Source organism: Microvirga rosea, from assembly GCF_020595095.1.
In the GTDB taxonomy this organism is placed as follows: Bacteria; Pseudomonadota; Alphaproteobacteria; order Rhizobiales; family Beijerinckiaceae; genus Microvirga; species Microvirga rosea.
On the sequence record NZ_JAJDOP010000009.1, the window covers coordinates 25,036 to 50,822 of the forward strand.

At 62.3% G+C, this 25,787-nt stretch carries 25 protein-coding genes; 12 read left to right on the forward strand and 13 right to left on the reverse strand.

Annotated features, from left to right (window positions below):
• Positions 1 to 183: 183 nt before the first annotated feature.
• From LJD17_RS18930 to LJD17_RS18950, 5 genes are all read left to right on the forward strand, one after another.
• Positions 184 to 918, forward strand: a complete 735-nt coding sequence (locus tag LJD17_RS18930; protein WP_227385772.1) for an RNA methyltransferase — start codon at positions 184 to 186, stop codon at positions 916 to 918.
• Between the two features lie 62 nt (positions 919 to 980).
• Positions 981 to 2,180 (forward strand): dienelactone hydrolase family protein, encoded by a 1,200-nt coding sequence (locus tag LJD17_RS18935; protein ID WP_406600851.1) that lies wholly within the window; start codon positions 981 to 983, stop codon positions 2,178 to 2,180.
• A gap of 20 nt (positions 2,181 to 2,200) precedes the next feature.
• Complete coding sequence (gene murI, locus LJD17_RS18940; protein ID WP_227385774.1) at positions 2,201 to 3,073, forward strand: glutamate racemase; 873 nt, start codon at positions 2,201 to 2,203, stop codon at positions 3,071 to 3,073.
• A 143-nt stretch (positions 3,074 to 3,216) separates the two neighbouring features.
• The gene (locus tag LJD17_RS18945; protein WP_227385775.1) at positions 3,217 to 4,404 is read left to right on the forward strand and encodes an efflux RND transporter periplasmic adaptor subunit; all 1,188 of its coding nucleotides are present in this window, start codon (positions 3,217 to 3,219) and stop codon (positions 4,402 to 4,404) included.
• A 1-nt stretch (position 4,405) separates the two neighbouring features.
• On the forward strand, positions 4,406 to 7,546 hold the full coding sequence (locus tag LJD17_RS18950; RefSeq protein ID WP_227385776.1) for a multidrug efflux RND transporter permease subunit: 3,141 nt from the start codon (positions 4,406 to 4,408) through the stop codon (positions 7,544 to 7,546).
• Positions 7,547 to 7,551: 5 nt separating this feature from the next.
• Here the strand turns inward: LJD17_RS18950 and LJD17_RS18955 are convergent, their stop codons facing one another.
• Complete coding sequence (locus LJD17_RS18955) at positions 7,552 to 8,490, reverse strand: PLP-dependent cysteine synthase family protein (protein ID WP_227385777.1); 939 nt, start codon at positions 8,488 to 8,490, stop codon at positions 7,552 to 7,554.
• A 57-nt stretch (positions 8,491 to 8,547) separates the two neighbouring features.
• Between LJD17_RS18955 and LJD17_RS18960 the strand changes: the two genes are divergently transcribed.
• The gene (locus LJD17_RS18960; protein WP_227385778.1) at positions 8,548 to 9,285 is read left to right on the forward strand and encodes a winged helix-turn-helix transcriptional regulator; all 738 of its coding nucleotides are present in this window, start codon (positions 8,548 to 8,550) and stop codon (positions 9,283 to 9,285) included.
• Between the two features lie 212 nt (positions 9,286 to 9,497).
• Positions 9,498 to 10,115 carry a 30S ribosomal protein S4 gene (gene rpsD, locus LJD17_RS18965; RefSeq protein ID WP_227385779.1) on the forward strand — a complete coding sequence of 206 codons (618 nt, stop codon included), beginning with the start codon at positions 9,498 to 9,500 and terminating at the stop codon, positions 10,113 to 10,115.
• A gap of 132 nt (positions 10,116 to 10,247) precedes the next feature.
• On the opposite strand, the gene LJD17_RS18970 is transcribed toward rpsD, so the two are convergent.
• The 4 genes from LJD17_RS18970 to purB all read right to left on the reverse strand — a co-directional run bounded on the left by LJD17_RS18970 (position 10,248) and on the right by purB (position 14,283).
• A complete protein-coding gene (locus LJD17_RS18970) occupies positions 10,248 to 10,826 on the reverse strand; it encodes a Spy/CpxP family protein refolding chaperone (RefSeq protein WP_227385780.1) in 579 nt (192 codons plus the stop codon).
• Positions 10,827 to 10,938: 112 nt separating this feature from the next.
• Positions 10,939 to 11,490, reverse strand: coding sequence for an RBBP9/YdeN family alpha/beta hydrolase (locus LJD17_RS18975; RefSeq protein ID WP_227385781.1), 552 nt, complete (start codon positions 11,488 to 11,490; stop codon positions 10,939 to 10,941).
• A 157-nt stretch (positions 11,491 to 11,647) separates the two neighbouring features.
• Positions 11,648 to 12,898 (reverse strand): SAM-dependent methyltransferase, encoded by a 1,251-nt coding sequence (locus LJD17_RS18980; protein ID WP_227385782.1) that lies wholly within the window; start codon positions 12,896 to 12,898, stop codon positions 11,648 to 11,650.
• 71 nt (positions 12,899 to 12,969) lie between these two features.
• On the reverse strand, positions 12,970 to 14,283 hold the full coding sequence (purB, locus tag LJD17_RS18985) for an adenylosuccinate lyase (protein WP_227385783.1): 1,314 nt from the start codon (positions 14,281 to 14,283) through the stop codon (positions 12,970 to 12,972).
• Positions 14,284 to 14,588: 305 nt separating this feature from the next.
• On the opposite strand from purB, the gene LJD17_RS18990 reads away from it, so the two are divergent.
• From LJD17_RS18990 to LJD17_RS19000, 3 genes are all read left to right on the forward strand, one after another.
• Positions 14,589 to 15,188, forward strand: a complete 600-nt coding sequence (locus LJD17_RS18990) for a hypothetical protein (protein WP_227385784.1) — start codon at positions 14,589 to 14,591, stop codon at positions 15,186 to 15,188.
• Complete coding sequence (locus LJD17_RS18995; protein ID WP_227385785.1) at positions 15,185 to 15,814, forward strand: TetR/AcrR family transcriptional regulator; 630 nt, start codon at positions 15,185 to 15,187, stop codon at positions 15,812 to 15,814. Before LJD17_RS18990 ends, LJD17_RS18995 begins: the two co-directional genes overlap by 4 nt.
• 80 nt (positions 15,815 to 15,894) lie before the next feature.
• Positions 15,895 to 16,431: a DUF2243 domain-containing protein gene (locus tag LJD17_RS19000; RefSeq protein WP_227385786.1), complete on the forward strand. Its 537-nt coding sequence runs from the start codon at positions 15,895 to 15,897 to the stop codon at positions 16,429 to 16,431.
• Here the strand turns inward: LJD17_RS19000 and rpe are convergent.
• Positions 16,428 to 17,099 carry a ribulose-phosphate 3-epimerase gene (rpe, locus tag LJD17_RS19005; protein WP_227385787.1) on the reverse strand — a complete coding sequence of 224 codons (672 nt, stop codon included), beginning with the start codon at positions 17,097 to 17,099 and terminating at the stop codon, positions 16,428 to 16,430. The genes LJD17_RS19000 and rpe overlap by 4 nt on opposite strands.
• Before the next feature lie 212 nt (positions 17,100 to 17,311).
• Here rpe and LJD17_RS19010 point away from each other — a divergent pair, with 212 nt between their 5' ends.
• On the forward strand, positions 17,312 to 18,553 hold the full coding sequence (locus LJD17_RS19010; RefSeq protein ID WP_227385788.1) for an NAD(P)/FAD-dependent oxidoreductase: 1,242 nt from the start codon (positions 17,312 to 17,314) through the stop codon (positions 18,551 to 18,553).
• 91 nt (positions 18,554 to 18,644) lie between these two features.
• Here the strand turns inward: LJD17_RS19010 and LJD17_RS19015 are convergent, their stop codons facing one another.
• From LJD17_RS19015 to LJD17_RS19025, 3 genes are all read right to left on the reverse strand, one after another.
• On the reverse strand, positions 18,645 to 20,237 hold the full coding sequence (locus LJD17_RS19015) for a calcium-binding protein (protein WP_227385789.1): 1,593 nt from the start codon (positions 20,235 to 20,237) through the stop codon (positions 18,645 to 18,647).
• 414 nt (positions 20,238 to 20,651) lie between these two features.
• Positions 20,652 to 21,077 (reverse strand): hypothetical protein, encoded by a 426-nt coding sequence (locus LJD17_RS19020; protein ID WP_227385790.1) that lies wholly within the window; start codon positions 21,075 to 21,077, stop codon positions 20,652 to 20,654.
• Between the two features lie 142 nt (positions 21,078 to 21,219).
• Entirely contained in the window at positions 21,220 to 22,227 is a 1,008-nt protein-coding gene (locus tag LJD17_RS19025; RefSeq protein WP_227385791.1) for a P1 family peptidase, read from the reverse strand.
• Between the two features lie 94 nt (positions 22,228 to 22,321).
• On the opposite strand from LJD17_RS19025, the gene LJD17_RS19030 reads away from it, so the two are divergent.
• Complete coding sequence (locus LJD17_RS19030) at positions 22,322 to 23,047, forward strand: cytochrome c biogenesis CcdA family protein (RefSeq protein ID WP_227385792.1); 726 nt, start codon at positions 22,322 to 22,324, stop codon at positions 23,045 to 23,047.
• Positions 23,048 to 23,074: 27 nt separating this feature from the next.
• On the opposite strand, the gene LJD17_RS19035 is transcribed toward LJD17_RS19030, so the two are convergent.
• The 4 genes from LJD17_RS19035 to LJD17_RS19050 all read right to left on the reverse strand — a co-directional run bounded on the left by LJD17_RS19035 (position 23,075) and on the right by LJD17_RS19050 (position 25,711).
• The gene (locus tag LJD17_RS19035; protein ID WP_227385793.1) at positions 23,075 to 23,605 is read right to left on the reverse strand and encodes a GNAT family N-acetyltransferase; all 531 of its coding nucleotides are present in this window, start codon (positions 23,603 to 23,605) and stop codon (positions 23,075 to 23,077) included.
• Complete coding sequence (locus tag LJD17_RS19040) at positions 23,602 to 24,192, reverse strand: helix-turn-helix domain-containing protein (RefSeq protein WP_319799706.1); 591 nt, start codon at positions 24,190 to 24,192, stop codon at positions 23,602 to 23,604. Before LJD17_RS19040 ends, LJD17_RS19035 begins: the two co-directional genes overlap by 4 nt.
• A 109-nt stretch (positions 24,193 to 24,301) precedes the next feature.
• Positions 24,302 to 25,204, reverse strand: a complete 903-nt coding sequence (locus LJD17_RS19045; protein ID WP_227385795.1) for a GGDEF domain-containing protein — start codon at positions 25,202 to 25,204, stop codon at positions 24,302 to 24,304.
• 123 nt (positions 25,205 to 25,327) lie between these two features.
• On the reverse strand, positions 25,328 to 25,711 hold the full coding sequence (locus LJD17_RS19050; RefSeq protein WP_227385796.1) for an ACT domain-containing protein: 384 nt from the start codon (positions 25,709 to 25,711) through the stop codon (positions 25,328 to 25,330).
• Between the last annotated feature and the right edge of the window lie 76 nt (positions 25,712 to 25,787).

Sequence of the window (25,787 nt, forward strand, 5' to 3'; positions counted from 1 at the left end):
GGCTGGAGAAGGGCCTGCTCCCGCATGACACCGTATTACAGCTATTCATGATCGCTCTCGTTGGCTTAGCGCTGAACAATCGGCCTTGGTCTGTGCCCCGTGGCCTTGGTACGACATTCCATTGACTTCGATCCCGGTCCCACGACATCCCTTCGGCTGCGTCCCGCCTTTTCGAGAGCCTCCATGCATCACCCCGTCATCATTCTCGTGGAACCGCAACTTGCCGAGAACATCGGCATGGTGGCTCGCGCCATGGCGAATTTCTGCCTGTCGGAACTGCGCCTCGTAGCGCCGCGCAACGGGTGGCCGAAAAAAGGGGCTCATTCGGCGGCTTCCGGTGCGACGCATATCCTCGAGAACGCGAAGCTTTTCGCGACGGCGCGGGAGGCGATCGCCGATCTCCACTATGTTCTGGCGACGACGGCCCGGGAGCGCGGCCAGATGAAGCGCGTCTTCGGCCCGGATGCCGCCATGGGGGAGGCGCAGGCGCGGATCGCGGCGGGGCAGGGGGTTGGGGTCCTGTTCGGGCGCGAGCGGACCGGGCTGGAGAATGACGAAATTTCGCTGGCCGATGCCATCGTGACCTTTCCGGTCGACCCGAAATTCTCGTCCCTCAATCTCGCGCAGGCGGTGCTCCTCATGTCCTATGAATGGCAGCGCCGGGCAACCGGCGGAGCGCTTCCCTTCGCCGGAGGGCAGCAGGCTCCGCCCGCCCCGCGGGAAATGCTCGTCTCGTTCTTCGACTATATCGAGACCGAACTCGAGGCAGTGAATTTCTACCCGGAAGACAAGAAGCCGATCATGGCGCGCAACATGCGTGACATTCTCCACCGCCTTGAGCTTTCCGAGCAGGACGTACGGACCCTTCGGGGAGCGATTCGTGCCCTTGCGGAAGGACGTCGCTTGAGAAACCGTTAAAGTTCCTATGTTTATATGGGGTGAGCGAAGTCCTCGCTCGTGGATCATCCCAGAGACGCATGATGCGCCGCCCCGTTGCCAGCTTTCTCCTCGCCTGCTCCTGCCTCCTTTCCTCATCGGCCTTTGCCGCTTCTCCGCCCAAGCAACCCGAGCAGGGGCCCGGCGGCACGGACTATCCCGTCGCCCAGGTGGTGAAACGGGCAGTCGGAACGGCGAGCGCCGCGACCTTCGCTTTCCACGGCTCGGAAACGGCGACCGCGCCGAGGCCGGTTGTCGTGTTCTTCCATTCCTGGGGAGCCACCAATCCGGGTGCCTATGGCGGCTGGCTCGATCATCTGGCGCGCAAGGGCTACCTGGTTCTCTTTCCCCGTTTCCAGGACGTGAACCGCACCCGTCCCGCCGACGCCTCGGCCATTGCTGGGGGGCTCGTCAAGAACACCCTCGAGACGCTCGCCTCCGATCCGGCCGCGCGGCCGGATCTCAACCGCGTTGCCTATATCGGCCACTTGGCCGGGGTGCCTATTGCCCTGAACCTTGCGGCGGCGGGAAAGGACGAAGGGCTGCCTACGCCGAAGCTGATCTTCGGCGTCATGCCGGGAGGCATCGCGTCCGATGCCAAGGCGCGGGGAATTCTTCTGGCGGATCTGTCCGCGCTCGACCCGTCCACGCTCCTGATCACCCTGAGCGGCGACCGCGACTATCTTCCGACCGATCGGGCAGCGCGGCGCATTCTGAAGGAGACGGAAACCGTTGCCGCCAGCCGCAAGCTGTTCATGCGCGCAGGCTCCGACGATCACGGCTTCCCCGCCCTGACGGCCACGCTTGCGTCGCCGGGGGCGCCCAAGCCCGATTACGATGCCGCGGCCATCAAGATACCGTCGGACCCGCCAAAGGATCCGAAGCAAAAAAACACCTGGCGCTGGAGCGCCGACATGGCGCTCTCCGGGGAACAGACCATCCTGACCGCCCAGCTCGGCAATAATCCTACCGATACCCTGGATTATCTGGCCTTCTGGAAAACGTTCGACATGGCGGCCGATGCCGCCTTCGCCGGCCGCGACGCGATGAGCCTCGCGCGCGATCCGAAGTTCATCGATATGGGGACATGGTCGGACGGCTGGCCCGTGCGCCGCCTCTCGGCACAGATTCCGAAAGGTCAGGCGGAGGAGGAAAAACCGGAAAAGGGCCCGCGCCGCAAGCTCAACCTCATCCCGACGGACAACCGGCAGAGCTTGTCGGAATTCCTCGGCAACCGGTCCTGAGACGGGGTTGGAGGTTTTGGATGCAGGTCGATCTTCTGGCCGGAACGGTCTATAACCCTGCCGCCATGCCGGCTCCCGTTCCCACGATCCTCGTCTTCGATTCAGGCCTTGGCGGCCTCACGGTATTCTCGGAAGTCCTGAGGGCCCGTCCGGATGCGCGCTTCGTCTACGCGGCCGACGATGCGGGCTTTCCCTATGGGCGGTTGAGCGAGGAGGCAGTGGTCGCCCGCGTTCAGACGGTCATGGAGCGACTGATCGGCCTCTACGACCCGCAGCTCGTGGTGGTCGCCTGCAACACCGCTTCGACCGTTGTGCTGCCGCATCTGCGGGCACGGTTCCCTGTGCCCTTTGTCGGCACAGTTCCGGCCATCAAGCCGGCGGCGCTCGCGAGCCGGACCGGCCATGTCACCGTGCTCGCCACGCCCGCGACGGTGGCGCGAGACTATACCCGCGATCTCGTCGAGACCTATGCGGGGCACTGCAAGGTCAATCTCGTCGGCTCCCGCCGCCTGGCGGGCTTCGCCGAGGCTGAAATGGCGGGGACGCCCGTCTCTGACGAGGAGCTGCTCGCCGAACTTCAGCCCTGCTTCATCGCGGGCGAGAGCGGCCGCACGGATGTGGTGGCCCTGAGCTGTACCCATTATCCGCTGCTCCTGTCGCGCTTCCGGACCCTGGCTCCCTGGCCCGTTACCTGGATCGATCCGGCTCCGGCCATCGCCCGGCGCGTCGTTCATCTCATGGGGGAACCTGTGCCCGGACATGAGGGGGACGACGATGAGGCCATCGCGGTCTTCACGGCGGGTACGGGTCTGAGCGCGCCCATGCGGACGGCGCTGCAGGATCGCGGTCTGCCTCAGGTCACCATTGAGGCGATGCCTCTTATGACCTTCTGAGAAGGGCTTGCCGTCGGATGTCGGCCGTTTCACGGTCGGCGAAGGAAAAACTCAACGCCGCGCACGAAAGCGTGTAGGCTCCGAGCCCGGATACGTTGACTGATCGCACCCTAGCTGCATGCGCATGCACAACGGGGAGAGCCATGGTTGAAAGGCCTCGTCAAACCGGAGGGGCGTCCCGAGCTGCAATCGCCGGTGCCGTCTTGCTTGCTGTTGCGTTCGGCGGTTGGTCCGGCTGGAAGTGGTACGACGGGCGGCGCGGGCAACCGGCTTCGGCTCGCACTCAGGCTGCAGCGTCCATCCCCGTTCAAGCGGCCCCGGTCGAGGCAAGCGATGTCCCGCTCTATCTCACAGGTCTCGGGTCCGTTCAGGCCCTCAATACGGTGACCATCCGCAGCCGGGTTGATGGTCAGATCGAGAAGATCGCCTTTCAGGAAGGGCAAATGGTGAAGGAAGGCGATTTGCTCCTGCAGATCGACCCGCGCCCATTCCAGGCCTCCCTCGATCAGGCCGTCGCCAAGAAAGCGCAGGATGAGGCCCAGCTCGTCAGCGTCAAGGCGGACCTCGAGCGGACCCGGCAACTTCTGACACGTGATTTCGCGTCCAAGCAGCAGTTCGACGAGCAACAGGCGAACATGAATGCCCTCGAGGCCCAGATCCAGGCGGACCAGGCCGCCATCGACAACGCCACGACCCAGCTCGGTTACACGACGATCCGCTCGCCCCTTTCGGGCCGCACGGGCTTGAGGCAGGTCGATCAGGGCAACATCGTGCATGCCGGCGATGCGAACGGAATCGTTCAGGTCGTCCAGATCGAGCCGATCGCCGTTCTGTTCACCGCACCCGAGGCGGAGCTTGTGGGCATCAACAGGGCGCAGGCACAAGCGCCCCTGAAGGTCTGGGCGACATCATCGAACGCCAAGGATCCTCCCGTGGAAGGAGAGCTGACGCTCGTCAACAATCAGGTGGATACGGCCACCGGCACCGTCCGTCTCAAGGCCCAATTCGCCAATAAGGATCATGCCCTGTGGCCGGGGATGACCGTCGACACGCGGCTTCTCGTGCGAACGCTGACGGGTGTCGCCGCCGTACCCAGCACCGCCGTGCAGCGGGGACCGCAAGGCCTCTACGCCTATGTCGTCAAGCCCGACAAGACCGTCGAGATGCGGGCGATCGAAGTCGGCCTGATCACCAAGGACAAGGCGGTCATCGAGAAAGGCCTCGCCATCGGCGAAACGGTCGTGACCGCCGGTCATTACCGGCTTCAACCCGGTGCGAGCGTACAGGTTGCCGACAACGCGCCGCAGCAGGTGGCGACCGAGGAGAAGTAGCATGGGCGGCGGTATTTCGGCGCCTTTCATTCGCTATCCGGTCGCGACAACGCTGCTGATGATCGGCATTCTCCTGGCAGGACTTGCGGCCTATCCGCTTCTGCCGGTCGCGCCGCTTCCGCAAATCGACTTTCCGACGATCCAGGTCTCCGCATCGCTTCCGGGGGCGAGCCCGGAGACGATGGCCTCGTCGGTCGCCCAGCCGTTGGAGCGGCAATTCGGTCAGATTCCCGGCGTGACGCAGATGTCGTCGGCGAGCGCTCTCGGCTCGACGTCGATCACGATCCAGTTCGACCTCGACCGCAATATCGATGCCGCGGCGCAGGACGTTCAGTCCGCCATCAACGCGGCCGGCGGGCAATTGCCGAAAAACCTGCCGTCGCCTCCCACCTATCGGAAGGTCAACCCGGCCGATACCCCGATCCTGATCATCTCGGCGACCTCGGACACGCTGCCGCTCACGGACGTGGACGACAACGTCGACACGAAGCTCGCCCAGCAGGTCAGTCAGATTTCAGGCGTGTCGCAGGTCGTGATCGGCGGCGAGCAGAAGCCTTCCATCAGAGTTCAGATCGATCCGACAAAGCTCGTCAACAAGAACCTCTCCCTTGAGGACATCCGCGCCCAGCTCGCCATTTCGACGGTCGACAGTCCGAAAGGCACCATCGACGGCGAGACGCGCAGTTTCACGATTTATGCCAACGATCAGCTCCTCAAAGCGGAAGAGTGGAACAACGTCATCGTATCCTACCAGAACGGAGCGCCGGTTCGTGTCCGCGACATCGGGCAGGCCGTCTCCGGCCCGGCGAACACGAAGCTTGCCGCATGGGCGAACGGGAAACGGGGAGTCTTCCTCATCGTCTTCAAGCAACCAGGGGCGAACGTCATCGAGACCGTCAATCGGATCAAGGCGGAGCTGCCACGGCTCCAAGCGGCTCTGCCGCCGGCGATCCAGATCGGAATCCTGAGCGATCGCACCCTGACCATCCGCGCGTCCGTGGCCGATGTGCAGTTCACTCTTCTGATCACCATCGCGCTCGTGGTGCTCGTGATCTTCCTGTTCCTGCGCCGGCTTTGGGCGACCGTCATCCCGAGCGTAACGGTGCCCCTCGCACTTCTCGGCACCGCGGGCTTGATGTACCTCGCCGGTTACAGCCTGGACAACCTTTCGCTCATGGCCCTCACGATCTCGGTCGGCTTCGTCGTCGACGATGCGATCGTGATGCTTGAAAACATCGTACGGCACGTGGAGGCCGGCGAGAATCCCGTGGAGGCCGCCTACAAGGGCGCGGGCGAGATCGGATTCACGATCCTGTCGATCAGCATTTCCCTCGTGGCGGTGTTCATCCCGCTCCTCCTGATGGGAGGTATCGTCGGGCGTCTGTTCCGGGAATTTTCGGTTGTCATGGCGATGACCATCGTCGTTTCGGCCGTCGTATCCCTGACACTGACGCCGATGATGGCGGCGCGGCTGCTGAAATCCCGCGATCAGGACGAGGGACATGGGCGGCTTTATGTCTGGATGGAAAGTCTCTTCAACAGACTGGAGCGCGCTTACGAACGCGGTCTCGATTTCGTCCTCCGCCACAGGTTCACGACGCTTCTTGTGTTTTTCGCCACTCTGGGAGCCACGGTCTGGCTCTTCATCGTGATTCCGAAGGGTTTCTTTCCGCAGCAGGATACGGGTTTCCTCGTCGGCACGACCGAAGCCGCGCAGGATATCTCGTTCGACGACATGTACAGGCGTCAGGAGGCGCTTGGCGCGATCATCGCCCAGGACCCGGCGGTTGCGACCTATGCGATGTCCATCGGCGCGGGCGGTGGCGCATCGACCCTGAACACGGGCCGCATGTACATCACTCTCAAGCCCAAATCCGAGCGGACCGAATCCGCGACGCAGGTCATCGCGCGCCTGCGCCCGCAGATCGACAAGGTCGAGGGGATCCGGCTTTTCCTTCAGGCGGCCCAGGACATCAACGTGGGCGGACGTCAATCTCGCACCCAGTATCAGTACACGCTTCAGGATGCGAACTTGGAGGAGCTCAATGAGTGGGCACCGAAAATTCTCGAAAAACTGAAGACCCTGCCGGAGCTGCGTGACGTCGCAACGGACCAGCAAGCGAGCGGGACGACGCTGACATTGACCATCAACCGGGATCAGGCATCGCGCTTCGGCTTCACGCCGCAACTGATCGACGATACCCTGTATGACGCCTTCGGACAGCGCCAGGTCACCCAGTATTTCACGCAGCTCAACAGCTACAACGTGATCATGGAGATCCTGCCTGAACTCCAGGGCGATACACAGACCTTGAGCAAGATCTATCTCAAGTCGCCCATCACCGGCGATCAGGTGCCGCTCTCAACCTTCACAAGCTGGACGACCCGCAAGACGGCTCCGCTGAGCATCAATCACCAGGGGCAGTTTCCGGCGATCACGATCAGTTTCAATCTGGCGGAGGATGCCGCCTTGGGAGAAGCCACGCAGGCGATCCAACGGGCGGTGGCCGAGCTCAATGTGCCGGGTTCCCTGTCCGGCACCTTCCAGGGCAACGCGCAGGCGTTCCAGGCTTCGCTCGCGACGGTTCCGCTGCTGATCGTGGCGGCGCTCGTGGTGGTTTATCTGATCCTCGGGATTCTCTACGAGAGCTATGTCCATCCCATCACGATCCTGTCGACGCTGCCCTCCGCGGGGCTCGGAGCCTTCGCGACCCTGATGCTCTTCGGAATCGACTTCAGCCTGATCGCCTTTATCGGCGTGATCCTGCTGATCGGCATCGTCAAGAAGAACGGCATCATGCTGGTGGACTTTGCGATCAGCGCCGAGCGTCACGAAAAGCTCCCGCCGGTTCAGGCCATTCGCCAGGCCGCTCTCCTACGCTTCAGGCCGATCATGATGACCACGATGGCGGCCCTGCTCGGCGGCGTGCCGTTGATGCTCGGCCACGGGACGGGTTCCGAAATCCGCCAGCCCCTCGGCTACGCCATCGTCGGCGGGCTCATCGTCAGCCAGGCTCTCACCCTCTTCACGACGCCGGTCATCTATCTCTACCTGGACAGCCTTTCCATTCGCCTCCGCTCCTGGTGGTCCGGTGCAAGCGTCGGGAACGAGAAGGAGACGGCCGCGCAAGCGGCCGAATGACGACGTCAGAGAGGATCGGTTCCATAGGCCCTCAGATACTTCATCCCGGTGTCGCACATGATCGTGACGATGCGGGCATCGGGTCCGAGACGCTCGGCTTCCCGCATCGCCGCGATGACGTTTGCTCCCGTGGACGTGCCCGCGAACAACCCTTCCTCGCGCGCCAGACGCAATGCCATGTCCTTCGCGTCCTCGGTTGAAACCTTCTCGATGCGATCAGGGATGTCATCCTGCCAGAGCGGCACTACATAGCCGGCGCCTATTCCGTCGATCTTGTGCGCGCCGGTGGGGCCCCCTGACAGCACCGCCGATTCCGAGGGCTCGACGGCGATGATCCGGATCTTCTCGCGATGACGGCGCAGACCCTCCGCCGTGCCCCGAAGGGATGCGGCCGTTCCGACGCTTTGCACGAACGCATCGATCCGGCCCTCGGTCTGGGACCAGATTTCATCGGCCAGCTTGTGATAGGCCGCCAACTGGTCCCGATTGTTCATCTGGTCCGTCCAGAACGAGCCTGTTTCCGATGCGATAATGCGGGCGGCCTCGATCATGTCACGGGTGAGTTTTTCCGTCATGCGGCCGCTGTCGCTCGTCAGGACGCGAAGCCTGGCACCGAGAATGCGCATATGATCGAGCTTCTCGCGGGCGAACGCATCCGACGTCACGATATGGAGGGGATATCCCTTCACGGCGCAAACCAGGGACAGGGAGACCCCCGTGCTGCCTCCGGTGTATTCCACAACCGATCCGCCCGGGGCGAGACGTCCGTCCGCTTCGGCGGCTTCGATCATCGCCAGAGCCATGCGGTCCTTCATGCTGCCGGTCGGATTCTCGTTCTCAAGCTTCAGCAGAATACGGGCTCCGTTGGACGGCGTGATCCTCCGCAAGGCGAGAAGGCGCGTCTTGCCGATGCTGTCGAGGATTGTGCTCTGCGCTTGACCCATGATGTCAGCCCCTGATCGTTCCATGGTGGATCGTCACGGCGTATTCCGGATGGATCGATGCGTCAGGTCCGGAATCCGGACTTCCTGGCCACCCGGGGCCGTGATAGCCCTCTGTCCATGACAGGATATGGCCAATTTTGTTCGATGGCCCGCGCCCACGAGGTTCTGGGCGGCCGGTGGACGCTGCTGATCGTGCGGGAGCTTTTGTGCGGCAGCCGGCGCTTCAACGACATTCGTCGCGGGATCCCGCGCATATCCAAGACCATGCTGTCGGAGCGGCTGCAGGACCTCGTGCATATCGGAGCGGTCGCCCGTATCGAAGGGGAGCACGGACCCGAATACGACCTGACCCAATCGGGACGAGAGCTGATGCCTCTGGTCAGCGCCCTCGGCACATGGGGACAACGGTGGCTGCCGCGGCGACCTGAGACGGAGGACCTCGATCTGGATCCCTTGCTGGTCGATATGCAGCGCAGAGTAAAGGCCGACGCCCTGCCGCGGGACCCGCTCGTCGTGCGCTTCGAGGTACAGGGGCACCGGTCGACGCGCTTCATGCTGCTGAGGTTGGAGGAGGTCTCCTTGTGCACGCAGAATCCCGGCTATCCGGAGCCTGTCGTGGTCAGCACTCCGCTGGCGGCCCTGGTCGCCTGGTGGCGAGGCGATGTCAGTTTCGGCGAGGCTCGGAAGCTGGGCTTGATCGTAAAGGGGACCCCGGCGCTCGTCCGCGCCTTCCCGACATGGTTCGACCGGTATCTGTTCGCGCCTGTCGAACCGGCATCGCGGGCAGGCGGGTAACGCCGCGCCTGTGCGGCCTGCCGCGGCACGTTTCCATGACCGCTTCCTTGACAGGCAGGCTCGTTTCCACTAGTGCATCCCGGTTCGCGCGGTCCGGCAACGGCCGCGCAAACTTTTTACGCACCCGTGGCCCGGCTCCGGTCGGCCTGTCGTCCCCTAGGGGAAGAGGAGGGCGCGTTCCTCGAAACCGTTCGACAACAAGAGGAACCGCGATGTCGAAGCGCATTCAGGCCAAGCATAAGCTTGACCGCCGCATGGGTCAGAATATCTGGGGTCGCCCGAAGAGCCCCGTCAATCGCCGCGAATACGGCCCCGGCCAGCACGGCCAGCGCCGCAAAGGCAAGCTTTCCGACTTCGGCACGCAGCTGCGCGCCAAGCAGAAGCTCAAGGGTTACTACGCCAACATCACCGAGAAGCAGTTCCGCCGGTACTACGCCGAAGCGATCCGCATCCGCGGCGACTCCGGTGAGAACCTGGTCGGCCTTCTGGAGCGCCGTCTCGACGCGGTCGTGTACCGCGCGAAGTTCGTCGCGACCCCGTTCGCCGCGCGTCAGTTCGTCAACCATGGTCACGTGAAGGTCAACGGCCGCCGCGTGAACATCCCGAGCTACCTTGTGAAGCCGGGTGACGTGATCGAGGTGAAGGAAAAGTCGAAGCAGCTCGAAGTCGTCATCGTGGCGAGCCAGCTCGCCGAGCGCGACGTGCCGGATTACATCGAGGTCGATCATTCCAAGATGACGGCCCGCGTGACCCGCATCCCGACCCTGTCCGAGGTGCCGTACCCGGTCCAGATGGAACCGAACCTCGTGATCGAGTTCTACTCGCGCTAAGCAGCGCGACGTTTGTTGCAGATACGAAAAGGCCGCCGAAAGGCGGCCTTTTCTTTTGCCTGGATTTCCTGTGAGGGAAGGAAAGGGTGCCCGATGAAAAAAGGCCGCCTCGCGGGCGGCCTTTCCTCTTCGTCACGGCTGCTTCGGCGGAGCCGGGGGCTGATCGCCGCCCGGCATGCCCGGTCCGTGGCGCATCATTCCCATTCCGCGGGGGCCATGATGTCCGTGCCAGGCTCCGCGCCCGGGGCGTCCCTCGCGCATGAGAACAGGGAGCAGGCGCTTCTGACGGTCGTCCAGGGAGGCCCAGAAGGGCTTCATGGCGGTGGACAGGGCATTCAGACTTTCCGCGCGCTTGGTCGCCATCTCGGCGCCGCGCTCGAGGCGCTGCATGAGGTCGGGCCGCTCCGCGCGGGGACCCTGCTGGCGCCGTTCCTCGAACCGTTGGATCCTGGCGGCGGACTGAGACCTTAGGGCCTGCTCGACCGGCCCCCAGAGCTTCTGCTGGTCGGCCGTAAGCTTGAGGCCCGCCTGGATGGAGGCGATTCGGGCGTCGGTCAGGGCTTCGAAATCCTCGCGGCTCATCTGTTGTCGCGGGCCGGGACCGCTCGAACCACCGGGGCCGCCTGGAGGCGGAGGAGCAGGCTGTGCGTAGGCCACCGTGCCGGCCAGCACCAGGGCGGACGCAGCAGAAAGGATGGCTAGGGTCTTCATGGAAACTCCTCCTGTACACGTTGAGGACATCAGGATCGGATGATCCTGCTGTCCCTCACGTGACTGGCACATGAACTTTTTGTCATGTGGACGACAGGGGGAGGTGGTCTGCTCAGAGGTGCTTCAGAAACCCGGCGAAGCGCATCAATCCCTCCGGCCAGGGCCCATGGCCGCTCGCCGTGTTGATGTGGCCCGCGTCTCCGGCATCGACGATCGCGGATCCCCAGGAATACGCAATGTCCTCGGCCTTATCGTAGTCGCAATTCGGGTCCGTGCGGCTGGCCACCAGAACCGACGGGAAGGGCAGGGGATCCCGGGGGATCGGCGCGAAGGATTTGTCGATCTCCGGCACGAATCCGGGCCGTTCCGCATCGGGCAAGCCAACCAGGAACGCGCCCTGCACCTTGTTGCGAGGCAGGAGCGGAGCCGCATGGGCAATGGCCAGGACTCCCAGGCTGTGACCGACGAGAACCACCGGCAGCTCCGCCGCCGTCACATCCTCGACGATCTTCCGGACCCATTCGTCCCTGTTGGGGGAAACCCAGCTTTCCTGCTTGACCCGGCGGGCCGTCGAGAGTTGCCGTTCCCAGCGGCTCTGCCAATGGTCGACGCCTGAGTCCTGATAGCCGGGAACGATGAGAATATCGCAGTCTGAAGTTTTCATAGTCCGGAGGTAGAGGTCCGCCGGGCCGCGTTCAAGATGAAAACGCCCGCGCATTGCGGAACCGGAGGTCCCCTTCGGCGAAAAGCGGCCCCGGTTTTTCGCGCCGGGCGATGCGTTCGTAGCCACGAGTGCGGCGTGCCCTTCGAGGTCCGGCGGCCTACGCGCTTTTCTTCAGCTCCGTCGTCTCGGCAAGCTTCAAGGCCGCTTCGCGCTCGGCGATATAGTCCCGCGTCAGGGGTACGGTATCGTTGCGCTTGGCGAGCTGGATCTGGAACACCACCGCATCCTGGAACCGGAAGGCCGATTCAGACATGGCGAGATAGCATTCCCACATCCGGCAGAACCGCTCGTCATACAGCCGCAGCACTTCCTCGCGCTGCGCCATGAACTTCTCGCGCCATTTCTCGAGGGTGAAGGCGTAGTGCAGCCGGAGGATTTCGACATCCGTGACGATCAGCCCTGCCTGTTCGATCGCCGGGGTGATCTCGGACAGGGTCGGCAGGTGCCCGCCAGGAAAGATGTAGCGGGCAATCCAGGGATTGGTCGGGTACGGCCTGCCGGTCCGGCCGATCGTGTGAAGCAGCATCACCCCATCGTTTTTCAAAAGGCGATGGACCGCCTGGAAATAGGTTTCATAGGATGGGACACCCACATGCTCGAACATGCCGACGGAAACGATGCGGTCGAATGTTCCTTGGGTGGACCGGTAGTCCTCCAGCTCGAAGCGAACCCTTTCGGGCAGGCCCGCCGCCGCCGCCCGCTTCCTGGAGACCTCGAGCTGTTCCTCCGAGAGCGTGACGCCCTTGACCGAGCCCGCACCGGCCGCCTGGGCCATATAGAGACCGAGCCCGCCCCAGCCGGAGCCGATATCGAGGACGCTCTGGCCCGGGTCGAGCAGCAGCTTGGCGGTGATGTGCCGCTTCTTGGCCATCTGCGCCTCCTCGAGGGTGGCGTCGGGATGGTCGAAATAGGCGCACGAGTATTGCTTGTCGCTGTCCAGAAAGAGGCTGTAGAGGCGGCCGTCCAGATCATAGTGATGGGCGACGTTGCGCTTCGAGCGGGCTGCGTCATTTTCGCTGCGCAGCTGCATCCAGGTCCGGATCCTGCGCAGGCGGTGGAGCGGCAGCTCGTCGAACTCCCCGTGCGTATCCTGCAGGAGAAGCTGAAGCAGATCGAAGATCGTACCGCTCTCGATCACCAGCCGCCCGTCCGTAAACAGTTCGCCCAGTTTCAGTTCAGGATGGAGGCAAAGGGCGAGCTGGGCGGCTTCGTCGGTGAAGCGGATCGCGACCTTCGGCTCGGTGCCGTCGCCGAAGGTGAAGTTCTGGCCTCCGGCGGTGGTGAGGGCCAACGTGCCGTGTTTCACGGCCCGGGCCAGGGCCGTCTTGAGAAGCGTCTCCGACAGCATGGAAAATCCCCGTCGTCGTTTATCTCCGGACGGGGATTTTCGCTCATTAGGGAAAGATTTCCACCCCTAAGCTATGCTTTGGACGCGCCGAAGACCCGCGTAAAGATCGTATCCACATGCTTGTAGTGGTAGCCAAGGTCAAAGCAGGCTTCGATTTCGGCGGGCGACAGGTATTGGGTCACGTCCCCGTCGTTCTTTAGTAGCGTTAGGAAGTCGCCTTCACCGCGCCAGACCGGCATGGCGTTGCGCTGAACCAGGCGATAGGCCTCCTCGCGGGAGGCGCCCTTCTGGGTGAGGGCGAGAAGAACGCGCTGCGAATGCACGAGGCCGCCGAGGCGGTCCAGGTTCTTCTGCATGTTCTCCGGGTAGACGACGAGCTTGTCGATCACGCCGGTCAGGCGCGCCAGGGCGAAATCGAGGGTGACGGTCGCGTCCGGTCCGATCATGCGTTCGACCGAGGAGTGGGAAATGTCCCGCTCGTGCCAGAGGGCGACGTTCTCCATGGCCGGCAGCGCATAGGCCCTGACCATGCGAGCAAGGCCGGTCAGGTTCTCCGTTAGCACCGGGTTGCGCTTATGCGGCATGGCCGAGGAGCCTTTCTGGCCTGCGGAGAAATACTCCTCCGCTTCCAGCACTTCGCTGCGCTGCAGGTGGCGGACTTCCGTCGCCAGACGCTCGATGGAGGACGCGATCACCGCGAGCGTCGCGAAATACATGGCGTGGCGGTCGCGCGGGATGACCTGGGTCGAGACCGGCTCGACCGAGAGGCCCATTTTCTCGGCCACATATTCCTCGACGCGCGGATCGATGTTGGCGAAGGTCCCGACCGCCCCGGAGATGGCGCAGGTGGCGATTTCCCGCTGCGCCTCGATGAGCCGGAGCTTGCAGCGCTCGAATTCCGCATAAGCCTGGGCGAGCTTGAGGCCGAAGGTCGTCGGCTCCGCGTGGATGCCGTGCGAGCGGCCGATGGTCGGCGTCATCTTGTGCTCGAAGGCCCGGCGCTTCAGAGCCGCGAGCAGCGCATCGATGTCCCGCAGAAGCAGGTCGGAGGCGCGCACCAGCTGGACGTTGAACGTCGTGTCGAGCACGTCCGACGAGGTCATGCCCTGGTGGACGAAGCGCGCCTCCGGCCCCACGATCTCGGAAAGGTGTGTCAGGAACGCGATGACATCGTGCTTCACCTCGCGCTCGATCTCGTCGATGCGCTCCACATCGAAGGTCGCCGCGGAGCCCTTGTCCCAAACACGGTCTGCCGCCTCCTTGGGGACGACACCGAGATCGGCGAGGGCCGTGGTGGCATGCGCCTCGATTTCGAACCAGATCCGGAACTTGGTTTCGGGCGACCAGATGGCCACCATCTCGGGGCGGCTGTAGCGGGGGATCACGGTCTTTCTCCTGCGTGCGAGATTACCTTGGGAGCTCGGAGCCTGCGCGTCGATCTTTGAAGGGATGCGAGCATTCGGCCGGCTCCGGCCACATGGCGCTGATCGCTATTGGATGATGCTCCGGAACACAAGCGACCACTTGGCCCTGAAGCCCTGGTTTCTGAAAGTGCGCACCGTCGCAAAAAATCCACTGCCGGATGAACGAGGAGAGACCCGCTCCTTGACCTGGCCTCAGTTTTGCCTCAAACGCCCGTTTGAAATTCATACGAATGTTTGAATTCTGCCTGCAACTTTCCGAGGATTCCATGCGGCCCACCATGAACCGGCTCGTGCGTAAAACGATCGATCTGAGCGAGAAGATCGTCCTTCAGGTTGTTGTGTCCGTGGCGGCGACCGTGTGCGTCGCGGCCATCTCCAATGCGTATCTGAAGCAGGACGCCGCGAGTACTGGAGCCGGGCCCACGGCGACGGAGAGCCTCGCCCCCCAAGCCGCGGCGAGCCTTCTGAACGCCAATTTCACGGCCGATTCCTTCCGGCCCCAGGTTGCCAGCCCGGCTGAATTTGCGGCGGTCTTCGGATTGACCGCGAGCGCCGCTCTTTCTGGTCAGGAGTGGCCGGTGGCGGAAGCGCGAGCCGATGAGAACTCTGGCAGCAAGATACGCCTGGCGGCTCTGGCTGGCTGCGCGGATGAGTGCGGTAAGTTCAGCCCGCATGCGGTTCTCCCGCCGGTGCGTCCGGTGATCGAGACGAGTATTCAGGCCGCGCAGGCTTCCCAGGAAACGGCTGAGGAAAGACGCCTGCATCTCCTGGGCATCCCGCTTCCGCACTTCGTGCCCTCCGGAGACCGGATCGTAACCGCCGTCGCGTCGCTGGGCGGCTCGCTCACCGACCTCGTGTTGAAATGATCCGACCGGCAGACAGGACGCGTCAGGCCCTGGTGGATGCGGCGGTCGCCGTCTTCGCCGAGAAGGGATACGAGGGCGCTTCCGTCCGCGAGATCACCCGCAAGGCACAGGCCAATCAGGCTGCCATCACCTACCATTTCGGCGGCAAGGAGGGGCTTTATCGAGAGGTGCTGCGCGCGACCTTTCAGGCGTTCAAGGCGTTCAATCTCCTGGAGCCCGAAAAGCTCGAAGCGATGGAGCCGCAGGAAGCGTTGCGGCTCTTCGTGCGTCAGCAGCTCCTGCCGCTTAACAAACGGGAGCAGCTGGCCCGTTTCATCCGGATCCTGAACTGGGAGGTCCTTCAGAGAACGGATGCGTTCCAAGAGCTGGTGGTTTCGGAAAACACGTCCGTGCTCCCTGTCGCGGAAGGCCTCGTGCGGCGGTTCCTGGGGGAGGATGCCGATCCGGAAGCCGTTGCCATTTCAACCCTCTGGCTGCTGCACCAGGGCTTTATCTTCGTGCGCGACTACGAGCATCTTGGACGGGCGCCGCTCAACTTCAAACTGGATGACGACTTCGTCGAACGCTTGGCCGATCTGCTCAGCAGGCTTCTGACCGCCGGCCTGTCAGGCGTGACCCGCGTCTGACGAATATCGTCCCAACAGGCTGAACAAAACCTGTGAAGCCATCGTTTTGAGGTCATGCCCGAATCGGGAGGTGAACCAGGATGAACCGCGACAGCCCGGACGATCAGGCTTTTCCCGTTTCCGCGGGCATTCTGCTCGGTCTTGGCCTTGGCGGATTTTTCGACGGCATCGTGCTCCACCAGGTGCTTCAATGGCACCACCTGCTCTCAAGCGCGGGCTATCCGCCGGTCAGCGTTCCCAATCTTCAGGTCAACGTCCTTTGGGACGGCCTTTTTCACCTGTCGACCTATGTGTTCACGGTTCTCGGGCTGTTCATCCTGTGGCGCCGGTCGCGACGGACGCATATCAGGTGGTCCGGCAAGCTTCTCGTCGCCACGATCCTCATGGGCTTCGGGATCTTCAACCTCGTAGAGGGAATTGTCGATCACCAGCTGCTGGGGCTCCACCATGTGAATGAAACGGTGCCGCGCGAGCAGTGGATCTATTGGGATATGGGATTTCTGGTCTGGGGCGCCGCCATGCTGATCGGCGGTTGGCTCCTTCTTCGTGCCGGCCGGCGCGACACCGACCGGAATGAGGCCATGCAGGTTCCGCGTTCAGGACGCCGCCCGTCCTAGCGGGCCTTTTCGGCGGCGTCGCGGATGGCTGCCATGTTGCGGCCGTAAGCGTCGGGCCCGCCCTTGAAGGTCGCGGATCCCGCCACCAGCACGTTCGCTCCCGCCGCCGTCACGAGAGGAGCGGTCTCGGGCGTTACGCCGCCGTCGATCTCGATGTCGATGTCCCGGTCGCCGACCATGGCCTTGATCCGGCGAACCTTATCGCAGACCGAACCGATGAAGGCCTGGCCTCCGAAGCCCGGATTGACCGTCATCAGCAGGATCAGGTCGACCATGTCCAGCACGGGCTCGATGGCGGATTCGTGAGTGCCGGGATTGAGGACGATGCCGGCCTTCTTCCCCAGGGCACGGATGGTCTGGAGGCTGCGGTGGAGATGAGGACCCGCTTCGGCGTGGATGCTGATGATGTCGGCCCCAGCCTTGGCGAAGGCTTCCAGGTACGGATCCACCGGCGCGATCATCAAATGGACGTCGAAGATCTTGCTCGTGTGCGGACGGAGGGCCTTCACGATATCCGGGCCCAGGGTGATGTTCGGCACGAAATGGCCGTCCATGACGTCGATGTGGATCCAGTCGGCGCCGGCCTTGTCGATGGCGCGGACTTCCTCGCCGAGCTTGGAAAAATCGGAGGCCAGGATGGAGGGGGCGATCAGCAGGGGACGTGTCATGCGGGCGCGGTAGCATGACCGTGGTCCGACGGCAACGGGCAGAGGCGGCAAGCCCGGCATCCGTCGCCGAGACAGTTGGGGAGAGGGCCATTTGCCACAGGAAATCCGTGGACGGCCCCGAACGTTCGGGAGTAAAGATGCCCACGCGCGAGGGGCTCTTTCGCCTCTCGATCTCTCGGGCCTGAGAGCATTTGAAACGAGGCAGGGTCTAGATGCGTAAGGATGTTGTGGTTCTGGGTGCCGGCATTGTCGGCGTATCGATCGCCGTGCACCTGCAGAAGCGGGGTCGTTCCGTGCTTCTCGTGGACAAGCGACAACCCGGTCTCGAGACGTCTTTCGGCAATGCGGGCCTGATCCAGCGCGAGGGTGTCTATCCCTATGGATTCCCGCACGATTTCGGTGCTTTGCTGCGCTACGCCCTGAACAACACCATCGATGCGCATTACCACCTTGCGGCCCTGCCGAAGATCGCGCCGTTCCTGTTCCAGTACTGGATGCATTCCCGTCCGGCGCAGCACAAGGCGATCGCGCGGCTTTATGCGCCCCTGATCGAACATAGCGTCACGGAGCACATGGCCCTGGCGGAAGAAGCCGGCTCGTCGCAGCTTATTCGCCCGACAGGTTGGATGAAGGTGTTCCGGTCCGATAAGGCCATGGAGACGCAGCTCCGGGACGCGGAAGCCGTGAAGCGCGATTTCGGGGTGAATTTCGATGCCCTCGACAGCCGGTCGGTGGCCGAGCGCGAGCCGCATCTCAAGGTTGCCCTGAAGGGCGGCATCCACTGGACGGATCCGGCTGCGATTTATGATCCGCACGCGCTCGTCATGTCCTATGTGGAGCTGTACGAACGGCTCGGAGGCGATATGGCCGCCGGGGATGCGAAGTCCTTGGAGCAGACCGCCGACGGATGGCGTCTTCAGACCGAGAAAGGACCGGTCGATGCGGGCGCCGTCGTCGTCGCCCTCGGTCCCTGGGCCGATGTGGTGACGCGCAAGTTCGGTTATCGCTTCCCGCTCGCCGTGAAGCGCGGCTACCATATGCACTACAAGGCGCAAGGGAATGCGGTTCTCAATCGCCCGACCCTGGATTTCGAGCGCGGGTACTTCCTGGCGCCCATGGCCCGCGGCATCCGCCTGACCACGGGAGCTGAATTCGCCGACCGCGATGCTCCGATGACGCCGGTGCAGCTCCAGCGGGCCGAGCCGATCGCCAAGGAGTTCTTCCCCCTGGGCGAGCGGGTCGATCCGGAACCCTGGATGGGCATGCGTCCCTGCACGCCGGACATGATGCCGATCATCGGCCAGGCGCCGCGCCATAAGAACCTCTGGCTCGGCTTCGGCCATGCTCACCACGGCATGACCTTAGGACCGATCACCGGGCGAATCCTCGCCGAGATGATCACCGGTGAAGCCCCGGTGATCGATCCCAAGCCATATCGGCCGGAGCGGTTCTGAACCTAGGGCCGCGGGCTTTCGGTGACCGCAGCCCAAATATCAGGGCTGCGGCGGTTGCACGGTCTTTCGACAGAACGCTCGGAGATCCTAGTCAAAGACTGAACCAAGATGCTTTAGGATCCATAATGCCTGACAGGACAATGACACCTTCAGGTGATGAATCCTTGTCTGTGTTCAAGAGCAGATAGGTATCGTTGCCCTTATGGATATACCTGATTTGCCCTGGAGCACTGAAATTTTCCGCTCCGATAAACGTGAAAGCCTGATTGCCGGAGCGCACGGTGGATGCGTCAAGAAGGTGTAGATCGATGAGATCTCCCTCCTTGCGCGAAAAGTCTTTGATAATATCAGTGGAGTTTCTCCATATATCTATGTCGGCAATGCCATCCCAAACGAAAGTATCGGCACCTTTGCCTCCGAAGAAGATGTCACCCCCTAGTCCTCCGTTCAGGGTATCGCTGCCAGCTCCACCGAGCATGAAATCTTGCCCGGCGGAACCATACATAAGATCGTTGCCTGAGTGGCCTATGATAATGTCGTTTGAATCGCTGCCGGCGAGTTGATCGTTGTTCGATGTTCCCAAAACCAGATCGGACCTCTCCTTCGATGGAATGGGAGTGCCGCTCTGCCAATCGATGTCGATCAATGTCCCATCGTCATAGGCGATCGATGTTTTTACGGTCGTGCCAGTGGGGTCGTATGTGTCTTGATAGCTGGTCCAAGATTGTTGATTAAGGTCATCCGCCTCGAAGTACCATGATGAGCCATCATCGTTTTTTATAAACTGATGATCGAGGTTCTTATAGTAAAACGTATCTCGAGATGACCACTTTTCATAAAGGGCCTTATCATACTCGATAGTCCGTAGAGTGCCGTCCTTATTGCGAATGACTTCATATTCGAGAATATTTTTTTCTGTCACGAAGCTTGTTTTCTTCGCAGCTGCTTCGTCTTTGTCCCGGCTCAATTCTACAAATCGTTGAGTCTTGTTGTCATAAAGAACGTGCTGAGCGTACAGCTTCTTATTGCCGTCGTAGAAATTGACAAGCTTGCTCCAATTGGAGGCTTTGTGCGTGTCGTATTTAACCTTCCAGCTTCTATCCGGCGTCGGCACCTTCGGGCTTTTGCCATCGACATAATATGTCGAAATAGGTCCAAAATACAGACTGTTGTATTCACCGCAAACGATGCCCTCATAATCATAAATGCTGAATGGAACTTGTGCGATGCTGTCATGCACAGTTGAGTAAGCAGACGGGCTGATTGTTTTTAGATCAGTGAACTTTCCCGTCCAACCTGGAAGGTCTGACTGTTTAATGTCGACATTCGGCCAGTTATTGCGTGCTTCTTCAATGGAGAGAGGTATATCGCTGCCCTTTTTCGTAAAATAGGTGCCATAGGTAGCATCGAAGAACATCCACTTGCCATTAATGAACAGTTCTGTGGCCGTATGCCCAGTCTGAAAAGGCACCTTTCCGAAGTTCGCCCGGCGGTGTTCGACTCCGATCTCGGCAAAGATCGTTTCAAGAAAATAATCTCGCCAGCCGCATTCACCGGTGAGCGCCTTTGGCACGTCATAAACATTCTTAGGTGCGGGCCCATGGTCCCTTGGCAGAAGTGAGTTCCAGACCCACGATGTCATAATCTTCGCAAGCGCCAGGGGGTTGGACTTGTGAGCGTGCATAAATTTCCTGATGGTATTGTAATCGTTCGCCATTTTGTGCCAGGTGACTAAGCGGAAAAGCCACCATCTACACTTCGTATCGCTCTTAAGCAACAATATAATATATCAAATATGTGTTAGATAAGCTCTGCCATGAGAGACCCGACTGATGATTAGTTCATGTTTTTCCCCGAGCAGAGGGATGCGCCGCGCATTTTGCGGCGCAGGTCGGCCCTAAACCAAACTGGGCCGTCAGGATTTGGCTCTTGAGAGTTCGGCCATGCCCATCTCATAAGGCAGACCATGGGACATATCCTGCACGACCCCGCTCAGTAGATTGCTAGGCATCGGTGATTGACCCGAAGCGTATCAGCTGAAGCGATTTGCTTGAGAGGAGCAGAGGCTCCGACCTTGCCACAAATTCGAGTAACTGAACTAAGTTCCCGTTCGCTTGAGGCTCCAGCAGGATACGACGCGGCTTGTCGCGAAGCTGTGATGATAGCAGACGTCCAGAGTATTCGGGTCGCGAAGCGCGAAGGTGAAGCTGCCGTCATCGTCCGTCATGATGCCGGTTTTGTTGTCGCCGCCGATCGCGCCGATCAGCGTCTCGGTGAAGCGGCCGTTGCTCGAGGTGCCGGCGAACCGGTTTCCCTGCTGTTCGGTGATCGCGAAGGTGAACTCGATTTCGTTGCTAGAGAAGTTCGGACCGTTCTTTTCGGCAACGCGATAAGGATTCGAGCCGATATGGACGGCTTGAGCCATTCCCTTCCAGGTGCCGACCATTTTCGGCGGCTCCTCGGCGTGCGCGATGGATGCTCCCGCCACGGCCGCCATTACCGCAATAAACATGCGTGTCTTCATTTTAGTCTCCCTCAGTACAAGGGCGGACCATACAGTCATAACCTGTGGTGAATATTGCGCGTCCCGCGGCTTTTCCACATTCGCGGAGCGGAAGCTTTCATGAGGCAAGATGAGCGGGAGACGAATCCCGCAAAGAGGTGACTTAAGAACGCTTTTGCCCAAACAGATCTTTCCATGCGGGTAAAGCTCCATCGAACGGAAGGGCCGTCGCCTCGTAGACGCCGCGGGCGATGGCGCGAGCGACGCAGTCCGCAGCGGCGATGGTCAGATGGGTGAAATCTGCGGCCTCGTCGTGGAGCGGCTTGCGGCCAGTTGCGGCGGTGAAGATCGTGTCGCCGTCGAAAAGGGCATGGGAGAAGCGCAGAGCCTTGGCAAAGCCGGCGTGAGACGACAGGGCCAGGCGCTTTGCCTGAGCTTTGGTCAGGACGGCATCGGTCGCCACAAGGGCGATCGTGGTGGCCGGTTGAGGTCCGCCTTTCCAGATCGGCCTGCGCTCATCCGAGGAGATTCGTGCGGGCATTCCAAGCCCTCCGAACTCCGCTTCTTCCTCTAATCCGGCGGCCCAGAAGTGCGGGCCGTTGCCGATGACGGCGGAAGCGATGCTGTTCACGATCACCACGGCTCCGACTGCATGGCCCGAGGGCGTAAAGGCGCTCGCGGAGCCGAGCCCGCCTTTCAGGTTCACTGTCGTGGCCCCAAAACCTCCGCCCACGGTTCCCATGGGGAAATCTACCCCGGCCGTACGGGCCGCCTCGTAGCCCAGTTCGCGGTAGGGCGGGTAGCGGCCCCAATTCTTGTCGCCGCCATTGAGCATGTCGAAGACGACGGCCTGGGAGACGAGCGGAACCCGGGTGTTGCCGACCGGAAAGCCAATTCCCTGTTCCCGCAGGAAAGCCTGGACGCCGCTGGCCGCATCGAGCCCGAAGGCAGAGCCGCCGGACAGAACGATGCCGTGGATGCCGGGCACCATCTTGTCGGGTTCGAGAAGATCTGTTTCGCGGGTCCCGGGCGCTCCCCCCAGCACGGCATATGAGGCGACGGCCGGCGCGTCGAACAGGGCCACGGTCACACCGGAGGCGAGGATCGGGTCATGCGCATGACCAATGGTGACGCCTACGACGTCGGTGATGAGATTGCGATGGCTGCTCATGCCCCTAGGCAATCCGAAAAAGCTCCGCTTCACAAGCTGGCGATCTGTCCGGGTTCGGCTTTCTTGTGAGAAGACGGGAGGCTAGAAGGGTCCCATGCTGAACGTCTCTCTCCCGGCCGCGGCTCTTGGCGGCCTCATCAGTTTCTTGAGCCCCTGCGTCCTGCCGCTGGTGCCGCCCTATCTGTCGTTCCTGGCGGGCACTACCTTCGATCAACTGACGGCGGGCGAAGGAGCCGTGCGCCGAAGAGCGCTGCTGGCGGCTCTGTTGTTCGTCGCAGGTTTTTCAACCGTCTTCGTTCTGCTCGGGGCGACGGCCTCGGCATTCGGGCAGGCGGTGCGGCAATATCTTGATGTCCTGAGCACCCTGGCGGGCCTCGCCATCATCGTGATGGGCCTGCATTTTCTCGGAGTCTTCCGGATCGGGCTGTTTTATCGCGAGGCGCGGTTTTCCGTGAACCGTCCCGTGGGGCTCTGGGGCGCCTACGTCATGGGGCTTGCCTTTGCGTTCGGCTGGACACCCTGCATCGGCCCGGTCCTGGCCGCCATTTTGGCGGTGGCCGGATCGGAGGCGAGCGTCTCCCGAGGAGCGCTGCTGCTCGCGGCCTATTCCGCGGGCCTGGGAATCCCCTTCCTACTCGCCGCCTTCGCGATGAAGCCGTTCGTGGCCTTCATGAAGCGGCTGCGTTCCCATTTCGCGACGGTGGAAAAGGTCATGGGCGTCCTGCTCGTTCTCACCGGCATCGCGTTCCTGACCGGCTGGATCACGACCATGTCGTTCTGGCTCCTGGAGACGTTTCCGATCCTGGGGCGGCTCGGCTGATCGCCTTTCTTCCGGCCCGCATCCCGGTCATATCTGTTTGTGAAAATAGGTCGTGTCGCAGAGCCCGCCCTCTGGCCAGAGGGCGTAGTTGGGAATCACGCCGACCCGCTGCCAACCGAGGCGCGCGTAAAGGCGTTCCGCGTCACTCCCCGTGACCGTGTCGAGCACGAGCACGGTTTTCCCGGCGGTGCGCGCCGCTTCTTCCGCTGCGCGCATGAGGGCCGCGCCGACGCCGCGCTTGCGCGCCCTGCTATGGACCAGCATCTTGGCGATATCGGCCCGGTGCGGCTGGTTTTCGGGCTGCTTCAGGACCACCTGAACCGTGCCGACGATCTCACCCTTGGTTTCGTCCTCCGCCACCAGGAGGATGCGTTCTCCGGAGGCCACTCCGCTGGCGACATGTCGCCAGAATGCGTCGGCCCGGTCCAGGGTCAGGGGGGCCATGAAGCTCACGGAGGCGCCACCCTCGACACAATCCATCAGGACGGCCGAAAGGGCCCCGATTCGCGCTTCGGCTTCTTCGGACGACAGAATTCGGAGGGCAACGGCATCGTTCATGAAATGCTCCTGGACGGAGAAGGCGCGCGCGAGGGATCGGCCGCGAGGGCCACCAGATAACGGGCCGGGCGTCTGTGCGGATTATGAAAGACATTCGGCCGGTCGATCCGCATGGCCAGGCAATCGCCAGCCTTCAGGTGGTGTGCGTCCTGTCCCGTGGTCAGGACGATCTCGCCCTCGATGACCCAAACCTGCTGGCCGATGTCGATGGAGCGCGGGCTCGGATCATAGGCGACACGCGCTTCCGGTGGGAGGATCACCTCCGCAAGCTCAAGCGGAGACGGGAAGCCCGGAGGGGAAAGAGAGCGGCGCTGGTAGCCGCTGCCGGGATCCTTCCAGACGCGCTGTTCGCTCCAACGCACGAGGGGTGAGGCGAGGGGGCTTTCGTCCTGAGCGAAAAGCGACGCAAGGCTGACGCCGAGGCCGCCGGCCAGCCTGTTCAGGACCGCAGCGGTGGGACTGCTTTCTCCCCGCTCGATAAGAGAGATCATGGAGCGGCTTACGCCAGCCCGGTCGGCCAGTGCATCCAGACTTAAGCCACGTGCGGTGCGCAAGCCACGCACACGGGCAGCCAGATGAGCATTCACGTCGGCTTCTGATTCCATGAAAAAAGAATAGTGGTCCAATATACTGGAGTAAAGCGCCGCCATCGCTTTTAGGGATGCTGCGCGCAACGAGCGGCGAAGCTGCCCGCCGTCAGACCACGACTTGGTTCCGGCCTTCGCCTTTGGCGCGGTAGAGCAGCTCGTCCGCCCGACCGAACACGGCGCCGATCGTTTCATCACCCGACCGATGGGCGGCGACGCCGAAGCTGGCCGTGACGAAACCCTGATCGAGGTCGCCGAACGCTTTTGCGGCAATTCCCCGCTGCAGCGTGCGCGCGACGTCCGCTGCTTGCGACAGCACGCTGCCGGGCAGCACGATGCAGAACTCTTCGCCGCCGGAACGCGCGAACAGAGAATTGCTCGGGATGGTGCTTTTCACGAACCGGCTGACACCGATCAGAACCGCGTCACCGGTGCCGTGACCGTATTGGTCATTGATGGATTTGAAGCGGTCGAGATCGAAGATGATGACCGACAGGGGGGCATCCTGCTGCTGGGCACGCTGAAAATGCTCCGCCAATTGACGCATCAGCCAGCGACGGTTTCCGATGCCCGTGAGGGCATCGGTGTCCGCCGCGCGGGCGAGATCGTGGATCGCCGTATCCAGTTCCACGAGGGTATCCTGGACCTGCGCCATCATCAGCCCGGCTTCATCCGTGAAATGACGCGGCAGGGCCGGCAACGTCCGGTGCTCCCGGTAAGCCTGCAGGGCAGCCGAGGCCTTTTGAACCGGCGCGAGCATTCCGTAGACACAGGAGAGGGTCACCGCCGTCGCCACCAGGGTCGCAACGAGCAGGGTCAGGATGGTGAGCCAGAAATCCGGCCCGGAAACCCCGCGCATCGCCAGCAGCGCGATGCACATCACGATAAGCGGAATGTGAGTTCCCACGAAGCAGATCAGCAGAACTCGCCCCATGTAACTGCGGGGCCGGCGCAGCCTGCTCAGCGCGCTGTAAACGCCCATGGACGCATAATCGGCGTTTGTTCTGCGCATGCAGGCTCCTGTGATGTGCCGAAGCGTCATGTCCGTCGCAGGCGTCTCCCGCAAAAGCGTGGGCGAATCAAGTCCTAAAGGCCGATTCCGATGCCGTGCCCTGAAATTCGTGGCTCCTGCGGCTTAAGAACCGGTCACCTTGTGACCTTCTCTTGTGAGGGCAGCAATCGCGCCGGAGAGATCCGTGGCTTTCACGAGAATGTAGTCAGTGCTGAACGTCGATGTGGCGAAGATGCCGATCCCGGCATTCGCCAGTGGGGTCAGTACCGACGCGAGGATCCCCGGCACGCTGAAGTCGAAAGTCTGCTCGATCCGAAAACAGCGCCAGCCACGATCCGCCTCGGCCTCCTCCGGCACCTCCGAGACCGGGCAAACGAGGGTCGTCTCGTCAGGCGCCTGCACAAGCAGCATCATGGCGCGCGAGGTCCGGGGCCGCAGGTTGAGATCGGCAGGAAGGCGGCAGACCGCAAAGGTCTCTTCCGCAAGGGACAAGGTCAGGTTCGGCATTGGTGCAGGTCCGTCATCGGTAGGGAGCATTCATGGAAAAGCCCGCCCTGTTGCCAGGGCGGGCTCTCGAGAGGTT